Origin of the sequence: Daejeonella lutea (assembly GCF_900168015.1) — a bacterium.
GTDB classification, from domain to species: domain Bacteria; phylum Bacteroidota; class Bacteroidia; order Sphingobacteriales; family Sphingobacteriaceae; genus Daejeonella; species Daejeonella lutea.
This window is the reverse complement of sequence record NZ_FUYR01000002.1, coordinates 906006-916983: the sequence shown is the minus strand read 5'-3', so window position 1 is coordinate 916983 and position 10978 is coordinate 906006. Positions and strand designations below refer to the sequence as shown.

Annotated in this window: 6 protein-coding genes; 5 read left to right on the top strand and 1 reads right to left on the bottom strand. The window is 41.8% G+C overall.

Features of this window, described 5'->3' with window-relative positions; all coding sequences use genetic code 11:
- Positions 1 to 318: 318 nt before the first annotated feature.
- The 5 genes from nagB to B5X60_RS13145 all read left to right on the top strand — a co-directional run bounded on the left by nagB (position 319) and on the right by B5X60_RS13145 (position 9250).
- Positions 319 to 2235 (top strand): glucosamine-6-phosphate deaminase, encoded by a 1917-nt coding sequence (gene nagB, locus B5X60_RS13165; protein WP_079703144.1) that lies wholly within the window; start codon positions 319 to 321, stop codon positions 2233 to 2235.
- Between the two features lie 120 nt (positions 2236 to 2355).
- Entirely contained in the window at positions 2356 to 3873 is a 1518-nt protein-coding gene (locus B5X60_RS13160) for a sulfatase family protein (protein WP_079703143.1), read from the top strand.
- Between the two features lie 205 nt (positions 3874 to 4078).
- On the top strand, positions 4079 to 5236 hold the full coding sequence (locus tag B5X60_RS13155) for an acyltransferase family protein (protein ID WP_079703142.1): 1158 nt from the start codon (positions 4079 to 4081) through the stop codon (positions 5234 to 5236).
- 25 nt (positions 5237 to 5261) lie between these two features.
- Complete coding sequence (locus B5X60_RS13150; protein WP_079703141.1) at positions 5262 to 8093, top strand: M16 family metallopeptidase; 2832 nt, start codon at positions 5262 to 5264, stop codon at positions 8091 to 8093.
- Positions 8094 to 8287: 194 nt separating this feature from the next.
- On the top strand, positions 8288 to 9250 hold the full coding sequence (locus B5X60_RS13145; RefSeq protein ID WP_079703140.1) for a methylenetetrahydrofolate reductase: 963 nt from the start codon (positions 8288 to 8290) through the stop codon (positions 9248 to 9250).
- Positions 9251 to 9270: 20 nt separating this feature from the next.
- Here B5X60_RS13145 and B5X60_RS13140 read toward each other — a convergent pair whose 3' ends face one another.
- Positions 9271 to 10824: a glycoside hydrolase family 10 protein gene (locus B5X60_RS13140; RefSeq protein WP_079703139.1), complete on the bottom strand. Its 1554-nt coding sequence runs from the start codon at positions 10822 to 10824 to the stop codon at positions 9271 to 9273.
- Between the last annotated feature and the right edge of the window lie 154 nt (positions 10825 to 10978).

Below are 10978 nucleotides of genomic sequence, written 5' to 3'. Positions count from 1 at the left end.
CAATTTTCGGTTTCTTGCAGGAATTTTTGATACCGCATTGTAAAACTAAGCCTATTTGCGGTTATTTGCCAAATTAATTTTAAAAATCCAATAACAAATTGGAAAGAACGGGGCCACTAAAAAGTGTAATTAATACACTAAGTGTGTAATTTGCATGTTACTTGTTGAAAAATTAAGCTTTGGTGCTGAACGCCATTGCACGAAAAAGGCTGCAAAAAAACGCAAGAAATTCTTGTTGATCTGAAAAGCAATTGATGTCCGGCCGCCAAAGTTTAATTTTTTTATATTTGCGTCTCACCTAATAAAGTCTGTTCCCGAATGGCTAGATTAAATTTACTGGAAGAAACCCGTTTCGAAAAACTACCCGTTACCGTTTACCAAAATACTGACATCGCTTCACGCAAGGTTGCCCGAAGAATTACTGATTTAATTCAAAAAAAGAGTAAGAATGGCGAATATGCTATTCTGGGCCTTGCAACCGGTGTAACCCCTATTGGAGTTTATAAAGAGCTTGTAAGAATTCATAAAGAAGAAAATATAAGTTTCAAAAATGTGATCTCCTTTAACCTGGATGAATACTATCCGATGAAGCCGACCTCTCCTCAGAGTTATGTTAGTTTCATGAAGGAAAATTTATTTGATCACATCGATATAGACATGGCGAATGTTCATATCCCAGACGGGACATTGGACATTGAAAAAATCCCTGCCTTTTGCCTTGAATACGAGAAAAAAATTACTGAGCTGGGTGGTCTAGACCTCCAAATTCTTGGTATTGGACGTACCGGCCACATTGGTTTCAACGAACCGGGTTCCGCCCCTAACTCGGGTACCCGTCTTGTAACTCTTGATGATCTAACCCGCAGAGATGCTTCCAGAGATTTCGGAGGTAAAGAAAACGTTCCAACAAAAGCGATTACAATGGGTATCGGTACGATATTCAAAGCTCGCGAAATTATTCTGATGGCATGGAACAGGAAAAAAGCTTCCATCATTAAAAAAGCAGTTGAGGGCGAGATCTCCTCTGATGTTCCAGCGACATATCTTCAGCTTTCAGAAAATGTTGAATTCGTTCTTGACCAGGATGCTGCATCTGAGCTTACACGGTTTAACACCCCGTGGCTTGTTAAGGATTGCGTTTGGGACGGGCCGCTGATCAAAAAGGCTGTTATTTGGCTCGCAAATCATCTGGAAAAACCTATTCTAAAACTGACTGAAGAAGATTATAATAATAATGGTATGGCAGAGCTGGCAACTGAAAAAGGCCCTGTATACAATATCAATATCGACATCTTCAATAAGATACAACATACTATTACAGGCTGGCCGGGAGGGAAACCCAATGCAGACGACAGCCAACGGCCAGAACGAGCTACTCCCGATAAAAAACGGGTTATCATTTTTTCCCCGCATCCAGACGATGATGTTATCTCTATGGGTGGGACTTTTATCCGTCTAGTAGATCAGGGTCATGATGTGCATGTTGCATACCAGACATCCGGCAATACGGCTGTTTGGGACGATGATGCACTTCGCTTCGTGGAGTTTGCGCGTGATTTCAGCAAGTCTATTAACCTTGATACCGCGAAATTAGACGACCTATACCTATCCATGCGTAAATTCCTGGAAACTAAGCAGCCAAATCAGGCTGATACTAGTGAGATTCAAACGCTAAAAGGTTTAATTCGTAAGGGAGAAGCAATCAGCGGCGCACGCTTTGCGGGATTGCCTGATGATCATATACACTTTATGGCGCTGCCATTCTATGACCGTGGAAAAACCGAGCGAAATCCAGTGTCTGAGGACGACGTAGAGATCACTATGGAGCTTCTCCAAAAAGTGAAACCCCACCAGATTTTTGCTGCCGGAGATTTTGCTGATCCTCACGGAACACACAAAGTTTGTTTTGATATTATTGTTGCTGCACTTGACCGTTTGAAAAATGAATCATGGGTGAAAGACTGCTGGCTTTGGATGTATCGGGGTGCATGGCATGAATTTGAAACTCACGAAATTCAGATGGCGGTACCACTTTCTCCTCAGGAGGTTGAAAGAAAAAGGTTTGCCATATTCAAACATCAGTCTCAGAAAGATCGGCCGGTATTTCCAGGTGACGATGCGCGAGAATTCTGGGTTCGTGCAGAAGATCGCACCAGAGAAACTGCAAAATCTTACGACAAACTAGGTCTGGCTGAATACGAGGCGATGGAAGCATTTGTTCGCTGGATTTATTAGACGATCAGTTCTGTTCAATACGTCAGACTTCGAAAAGACACCGGAATAGCCTAACATAATAATCAGTTTGATTTATTTCGCTGCCAAAGCAATCGTCAACAGCAAAAAATATTAACAACGATGAAAAAAGCGCTGTCTTTTTTAATACTTTTTGTTCTGGGGCTGAATGTCCTGGCTCAGCATAACAGTAAACCGAATATTATTGTCATTCTTACTGATGACCATGCAGTGCAGTCTATCGGTGCATATGGCTCAAAGTACGGTGCAACTCCAAATTTGGACCGACTGGCCAAACAGGGGGCTGTCTTCAATAAGGCTTTCGTTGCAAATTCCATTTGTGGCCCAAGCAGGGCAATTCTGTTAACAGGTAAATACAGCCACATAAATGGTTTTAAAGACAATCACGATAAGTTTGATGCTTCACAGGATGTATTTCCAAAAAGATTGCAGGCAGCCGGTTTTCAAACCGCATGGGTAGGAAAGTGGCACCTTTTGTCGTATCCTCAAGGGTTTGATTATTGGAACATCTTGCCTGGACAGGGCCAGTATTACAACCCTTCTTTCATAAGTATGAAAGGTGACACTAGTCGTGTCGAGGGGTATTGTACCGATGTTACCACCGACATCGCATTGAGTTGGCTGAGCAAGCGTGACGAGTCCCGGCCGTTCTTTATGGTCGTAGGTGAAAAAGCACCCCACCGGACGTGGATGCCAGATATCCAGGACCTGGGAAAGTTCGATGATGTGAATTTTCCACTTCCCGCCAATTTTTATGACAGCTATAATAATCGCATTGCAGCGGCCATGCAGGATATGTCGGTAGAAAAAACCATGAAGATTGGATACGATTTGAAAATGAAAAGTGATCCTGACAATCTTGCATCAGCATTTCTGGCAAGGATGAATCCGGATCAAAAGCAGAAATGGAATGCATATTATGATCGCATCGAGGAAGATTTTTTGAAACAAAAACTTACTGGAAAAGCGCTGACAGAATGGAAATTTCAGCGTTATATGAGGGATTATTACAGTACCACACTTTCGCTCGACCGTAATATTGGAAAAATTCTTGATTTTCTTGATCAAAACAACCTGGCGAAAAACACAATCGTTGTTTATACCTCAGACCAAGGCTTTTATTTAGGTGAGCATGGCTGGTTCGACAAACGATTTATGTATGAAGAATCAATGCGAACTCCCTTTATAATTAGATACCCGGGAGTTATTAAGCCGGGTACGGTTTCTAATCAGATGGTATCAAATGTAGATTTCGCACCTACCTTCCTGGAAGCAGCCGGCGTAGCTATCCCTACGCCCATTCAGGGTAGGTCTATGATGCCATTACTGAAAAATCCGAAGGCCATCATCAGAAGTTCGGCATACTATCATTTTTATGAATATCCTGGCGAGCATAGTGTATTGAAGCATTTCGGAATTCGAACCAGCCGTTATAAACTCATACGTTTCTATGATCATAAAAACTTTTGGGAGCTTTATGATCTCCAAACAGATCCTCATGAGATGAAAAATCTGTATGGACAACAAAAATATCAAGCCATCACGCTCGACCTGAAGAAACAGCTGAAACAGTTATGTGTGGACAACAAGGATGAAGAAGCGTTGAAGTGGTTGGAATAATCGGGCAATGAGCTGCGAGAAATGAGCCTTGAGCAGCAAACGAGAACGGGTTATACCAATTAGATCTAAATAGTCTTTCTTTTAATGCTTTCGTGTGCCGAAAATTCAAGGCTCATGACACAAAGTTCTTAGCCAAATATTTAACTCCCCCCTTTTTTATTCGCCAAAAAAAATGCAGATTTAGTATTCAATTAGCGCGACCAAAATGGCGAAACCTGCAATTTTACAAACTTCACCTCCAAGATTATTATCTCTGGATTTTTTTCGTGGATTGACCGTAGCTGCGATGATCCTGGTAAATAACCCGGGAAGCTGGGGCCATATTTATGCCCCCCTTGAGCACGCCGAATGGCATGGCTGTACACCTACAGACCTTATCTTTCCTTTTTTCCTGTTCATCGTCGGAGTTTCGATAAGCTTTGCTCTGGGGTCAAAAAAAGAGCAGGTAAAACATTCTACCCTTATCGTTACCGCATTGAAAAGAGCATTGATCTTATTTGCTCTGGGCCTGTTTCTCTCCCTTTTTCCACGCGTATTTACTGAACCTATTGAAGCCCTGAAAGTCGTCCGCATTCCTGGTGTATTGCAAAGAATCGCGGTGGTATTTTTTGTGTCAGCTGTAATATTCATCAAAACATCCCAAAAAACTCAATTAAGAACCTTCATTATTTTGCTTGTTGGCTACTGGTTGCTAATGACGGTAATCCCAGTTCCAGGAGTTGGTTATGCCAATTTAGAAAAGGAGACTAATCTTGGAGCATGGCTGGACAGAACGCTTTTAACAGAAGCGCATCTCTGGCGTTCAGCGAGAACCTGGGATCCCGAAGGAATATTAAGCACCCTTCCAGCAATTGCAACCGGGTTATTTGGTGTTATGATTGGATCATGGCTTAGGAGGAAAGATAAACCCGACGCAGTAAAAATATCATGGATGTTTTCAATTGGTTTACTCGCAGTTATCATGGGGCTAATTTGGGATCTTTTCTTTCCTATAAATAAAGCCCTGTGGACCAGCTCATTTGTTTTATATACCGGCGGCCTGGCGACACTTGGACTGGCATTATCCTACTGGCTTATAGACGTTCAGGGTTATAAGAAAGGTACTACTCCCTTCGTTGTGTATGGTGTAAATGCAATTACAGTATTCTTCTTATCCGGATTAATACCAAGGATTCTTAATATGATTAAAGTTGAAATGCCTGACGGATCGCAGGCGGGGGCTAAAGAATGGATGTATCAGACATTTTTCACACCTTACTTTTCTCCAATAAATGCATCATTGGCAGGAGCAATTACGTTCATTTTGATTTGGCTTGGTATCCTTTGGTGGATGTACAGCAAAAAAATTATTATTAAAGTTTAAAAGAAAACATCCAATTATTTAAAAAATGAGAAATATATTCAAAATCTATATTAGCGCTGTCGCGATATTGATTTCAATTGAGAGTAGTGTTACTGCTCAAACTACTTCTAAGACAGTCCAACAAACTGCAAGTGAAATCATACCTCTCGATCCTGCGATCAAAGTGGGAAAACTTCCAAATGGTTTTACGTACTATATCCGCAAAAACGTAGAGCCAAAGAATCGGGTCCAGCTTTATTTGGCCAATAAAGTTGGGTCTATATTGGAGAATGACGATCAGCAGGGTCTTGCGCATTTTATGGAACACATGGGATTCAACGGCACGAAGAATTTTCCCAAAAATGATCTTGTGAACTACCTTCAAAAAGCCGGAGTGAGATTTGGAGCAGATTTGAATGCATACACTAGTTTTGATGAAACGGTTTACCAGCTCCCAATTCCTTCTGATGATCCGGAAGTTTTGAAGAATGGCATACAGATTATGCGCGACTGGGCTCAGGATGCGACGCTTGATCCAGCAGAAATTGATAAAGAAAGAGGTGTTGTTCTTGAAGAAAAGAGGTTGGGTAAAGGTGCACAACAGCGCCTGCAGGACAAATACCTTCCGATGATATTCAATAATTCCAGATATTCGAACCGCTTACCAATAGGTACTGAAGAAGTTTTGAAAAACTTTACTCCCGCTACCATTCAGCAATTTTACAAGGACTGGTACCGACCGGATATGCAGGCACTTATTGTCGTCGGAGACATTGATGTAAACGCAATGGAAGCGATGATAAAAGCCAAATTCTCAGATCTGAAGAACCCTGCGAAGCCCAGAGCGAGAACAAACTACGCCATTCCGCTGATCAACAAAAATCAGTTCATGGTTGTAACGGACAATGAGTTCCCTGTAACAGTAGCACAAATCCTGATCAAGCACCCGGAGTCCAAATTAATTACTAAAACAGACTACAGAAATAGTATTGTAAGATCACTTTTTAATCAAATGATTGGTGCCCGCTTTGGTGAGCTGACTAAGCAGGCCGATCCTCCTTTCCTGCAAGCCGGTGCAAATATTGGCGGTTTTTTGGCCGGCCTCGATGTTTACAACGCTTTTGTAGTGGCTAAACCAGGCGAATTGGAGCGTGGATTCAAAGCGGTGCTCACCGAGACAGAGCGGGTTCAAAAATTCGGCTTTACCCAAACGGAATTAGACCGTGCGAAACAATCCTACATGACCAATATGGAGTCATCATTGAAGGAGAAAGATAAAACATCATCAGATCAACTTGTAAATGAGTATGTCAGGAATTTCCTCGAACAGGAGGCAAGTCCGGGGATAGCATATGAATACGAATTAGCAAAAACCTTTACGTCAGGCATTACTCTTCAGGATGTAAATCAATTATCGAAGCAGTACATCACGGATGTAAATCGTGATGTTATAATCATGGGGCCTGAGAAAGACAAAGCAACTCTACCTGGTGAAGCCACTGTTAATGGTTGGATCAATAATGTAAAACAGGAGAAAATTACTGCCTTTGTGGATCAGGTTTCCGATAAGCCATTGCTGGGCACCCAACTTGCTGGTGGGAAGATAACCTCTGAAAAGAAGATCGCCGAGTTAGGGATAACGGAATTAAAATTGAGCAACGGGGTTCGGGTATTTTTAAAACCAACGGATTTTAAGAATGATGAGATCAATTTCACAGCATTCAGTCCGGGCGGGAGCTCCCTATATAGCGACGCTGATTACCAATCGGCTAGTGCTGCGACAGCAATTGTCAGAAGCGGCGGAATTGCTGAATTCAATTCAGTGCAACTACCGAAAATGCTTACTGGGAAAATCGTGTCTGTAAGTCCTTACATAGGTGAACGGTTTGAAGGAATTTCCGGATCTGCCGCACCAAAAGATTTGGAAACTGCTCTCCAACTAACTTACCTGTACTTCACACAGCCGCGCAAGGACGCGGAGATTTTTAAAGGTCTTATTACCCAAAGTAAAGGCGGTCTTGCGAACCGTGAGAATGATCCCAATTTAGTTTTTGCTGATTCTGTTTCTGCGATTTTAGGTGGGTATAATGTTCGACGGACCGGCCCTTCCATTGAAAAAGTAGACCAAATAAATCTTGACCGCGCAATTGAAATTTATAAAGACCGCTTTGCGGATGCTAGCGATTTTACATTCACATTCGTCGGAAATTTCGAAACTGAAAAAATAAAGCCAATGCTTGAGCAGTATCTGGGATCACTTCCGTCAACAAACAGAAAAGAAAGTGCAAAGGATTTGGGAATAAAAATCCCAGCTGGAAAATTAGATAAGAAGGTCTATAAAGGAAAAGAACCTAAAGCGAGTGTAAGACTTGTGTTTAGCGGAGACCATGTTTACAATGAGAAAAACAACAATCAGCTTGAGGCACTTGCAGAAGTATTGTCTATAAAGCTCATCGAACGCCTGAGAGAAGATGAGGGCGGCGTTTATGGTGTTGGTGCACGGGCATCATATTCAAAGCTTCCACAGGGAAGATATACTATGACGATAACATTTGGCAGCGCCCCGGAAAATGTCGAAAAACTTATTGCATCAACACTTGATGAAATCAACAAGATCAGACAAAATGGTGCACAGCCAATAGATCTGGAGAAATTCATAGCAGAAGAAACAAGAACTACCGAAACTCAATTAAAAGAGAATGGCTTCTGGCTTAACTATATCAGCAGTCAGCTACAAAATGAGGAAGACCCAAAACAGGTATTGACATATCTGAATTCATTAAAGGAACTAACACCAGCAGCCTTAAAAACAGCTGCGAATACCTATCTAAGCGGTAATAACTTTATTCGCCTGGTTTTACTTCCTGAAAGCAAATAACTTTTTTCCATGGCCCGGCACCCAAAATGCCGGGCTTTTTTTTAACCAGTTCGGACTAGCATTGACCTTACATATTCGGATCCGCACCCATTTCCCAACTAATGGCTTACCACGTAGAAAAATTCCATTGATATGTAATATCTTTAAATCGTTAATGTGAGTATCAAACTCGCTAATGAATCATTTTACAAGCTATGTTCTTAAATAAAATTAAATCCGAAGAATCTGGAATTTTGCTTTACGGTATAACCCCTCCTAAATCAGAGACTTCACCCGAGCGGATTGCGGAAATTGCTGAAAAAACGCTTACGAGGCTTGTTCCTTTAGATCTAGACGCCCTTGTAGTATATGATGTGCAGGATGAATCCGCCCGTACTTCCGAGGAAAGACCCTTTCCGTTCCTCAAAGCCCTGGATCCATTAACCTTTGCCAAAGAATTCCTGCAGGATCTTCATATACCGAAAATAATATATCGGCCTGCCGGGAAATTTTCTGGCGAGGAATTATCCGAATGGCTTGAAGATCTTCACAACCACAACTTCTACCCCGTTTTTGTGGGGATTCCCGCTCCTGATTATCCTGTAAAAACAAGTTTGCCCGAAGCATATAAAATCTGGAGTAGGCATGCCGATACTTCCGTAATTGGGGCGGTCACGATTCCTGAACGACATGAACTTTTAAAAGATGAGGATAAGCGCATCCTCGACAAAGTAAATTGCGGAGTGTCCTATTTCATCTCCCAATGTGTGTTTAATGTTGGATACGCAAAACAGATTATCGAAGACCTAAGCTGTACTTGCAAAAACGAGAACAGGAAGCTTCCAACTATTATTTTTACTTTAACAGCGTGCGGTTCGGCTAAAACACTTCATTTTATGGAATGGCTTGGGATCCACCTCCCTGAAGAGTTGAAGGAAGACCTTAAAACCTCAGAAAATATTCTGGAAAAATCTGTCAATATTTGTCTGGAGATCGCATCAGAACTCGCTAACTTTTGTGCAGAAAGGGATATCCCATTTGGATTCAACATTGAAAGCGTTGCGATAAGAAAGGAAGAAATCGAAGCGTCTGTCGACATGGTCAATAAAATTTCCGAAATGCTGAAGGAAAGAGGCCTGCGTTCGTCGAAACAAATACAGGCGGAAATAGCTGAGTGACAGACTTTACAGGCTGGAAATTACTGGGCAACTCTTGCTTCTGCAGTATTGGATACCGCGCTCTCATTCTTTAAACGGTCTAAAGTAGTTACTGCATATACATAAATGTTGTTCGCACTGACTGAGTTGTCGGTAAAGGTTGTTTGAGCACCATTAAAGCTGATATTCACGATATTCGCTGGATTATTTATATCTAACGTTTGCCCCTTCTTTATTCTGTATACTACAAACCCGTACGCTTTTTCTCCATCCTCAGAAATAGTTCCTGGTTTCCAGCTTAGCTGCACTCCTTTTGCAACTGTTTTTGCTGTGAGTTCAAAGGGCGGATTTGGAGACACTACGTCCAACCAAAGCATTACAGGTTGAAGAGCGGGGTACCGGTAAAAGTCATTACGCAAGGAATCTTTAACTCCTGCCATATTATTGGTAACAGATTTCGAGCTAAAGAATACACTACCCTGAGCTCTGGGATTACTTCGAAGATAACGGATCTGATCAGGGATTTGCCTGCGGTCACTCCACCCCTGACGATTTTCCATCGAGCGGTAAACACCCTGCCCAATGTAAACATGTTTGCCAAATGAATTTGCTGTCCACCAGTCTACAAGCTTATCATAGGGAGCTACTTTGTACCCAAACGGGAAATAAATCTGCGGATTTATATAGTCGAGCCAGCCTTCTTGTACCCATTTTCTTGCGTCTGCATACAACTTTCCATACCCGTCAAAACCATTGCTTTCAGAACCCTCAGGATCCTGGCTGAGATTTCTCCAGATACCAAAAGGGCTAATACCGAATTTCACATATTTCTTCGTGGCGTGAATGCTGTCTGACAATACATGGATTAATGTATCAACATTATTTCGACGCCAGTCAGCAACATTCTTGAATTTTGAGCCATACTTATAATATGCTTCGCTATCGCGAATTACCTGGTTGTCTTCCGGATATGGATAGAAATAGTCATCGAAGTGCACACCGTCAATATCATAGTTCTTCACAACATCCAACACTACCTGGACAATGTACTCTCTTACTTCGGGCAAGCCTGGATTAAATAGCTTTTTCCCTCCATAGGTGAAAAACCATTGTGGTTTTTGCTTTGTGATATGATTCGGACTTGTATGTGAATCAACGAGATTTAAGGTAGCTCTATATGGATTAAACCAGGCATGCAACTCCATACCTCGTTTATGAGCTTCAACAATAGCGAACTCCAGCGGATCATAATAAGGTGCAGGAGCCTTTCCCTGAACACCGTTTAAATAGCGGCTCCACATTTCCCGTCCTTTACCATAAAATGCGTCGGCTGCAGGTCTGATTTGAAACATAATTGCATTTATCCCCGTCTTTTTATGATCGTCGAGAATCCGGATCAATTCATCTTTTTGGATCTCTGTGCTTAGTCCAGGTTTTGATGGCCAGTCTATGTTTGCTACAGTTGCAACCCATGCACCCCTGAACTCACGTTTAGGAGCATAATTTCCATCGGTTTTAACAGTTTTGACTTGGGAACACACGGATAATGAAAAACTACAGAGCAGTAGCAGGAAAAAGATGGGCTTTTGAATCATAAAATTGGCCAGGAATGAATGTCAAAGATAATTAAACTGATTATGGCTATCCGGATTTTTCTAAACTAATACATCTCATACGCACTTTCATGAAAAAAATTGCGCCAGCCAGCTCTAAATTAACATCAGCAAATAATGACAATCAATTCAGGAA

Excerpts from the sequence above, each read along its gene's own strand:
- nagB (WP_079703144.1), top strand. The coding sequence starts at position 319 with ATGGCTAGATTAAATTTACTGGAAGAAACCCGTTTCGAAAAACTACCC.
- B5X60_RS13155 (WP_079703142.1), top strand. The coding sequence starts at position 4,079 with ATGGCGAAACCTGCAATTTTACAAACTTCACCTCCAAGATTATTATCT.
- B5X60_RS13160 (WP_079703143.1), top strand. The coding sequence starts at position 2,356 with ATGAAAAAAGCGCTGTCTTTTTTAATACTTTTTGTTCTGGGGCTGAAT.
- B5X60_RS13140 (WP_079703139.1), bottom strand. The coding sequence starts at position 10,824 with ATGATTCAAAAGCCCATCTTTTTCCTGCTACTGCTCTGTAGTTTTTCA.
- B5X60_RS13150 (WP_079703141.1), top strand. The coding sequence starts at position 5,262 with ATGAGAAATATATTCAAAATCTATATTAGCGCTGTCGCGATATTGATT.
- B5X60_RS13145 (WP_079703140.1), top strand. The coding sequence starts at position 8,288 with ATGTTCTTAAATAAAATTAAATCCGAAGAATCTGGAATTTTGCTTTAC.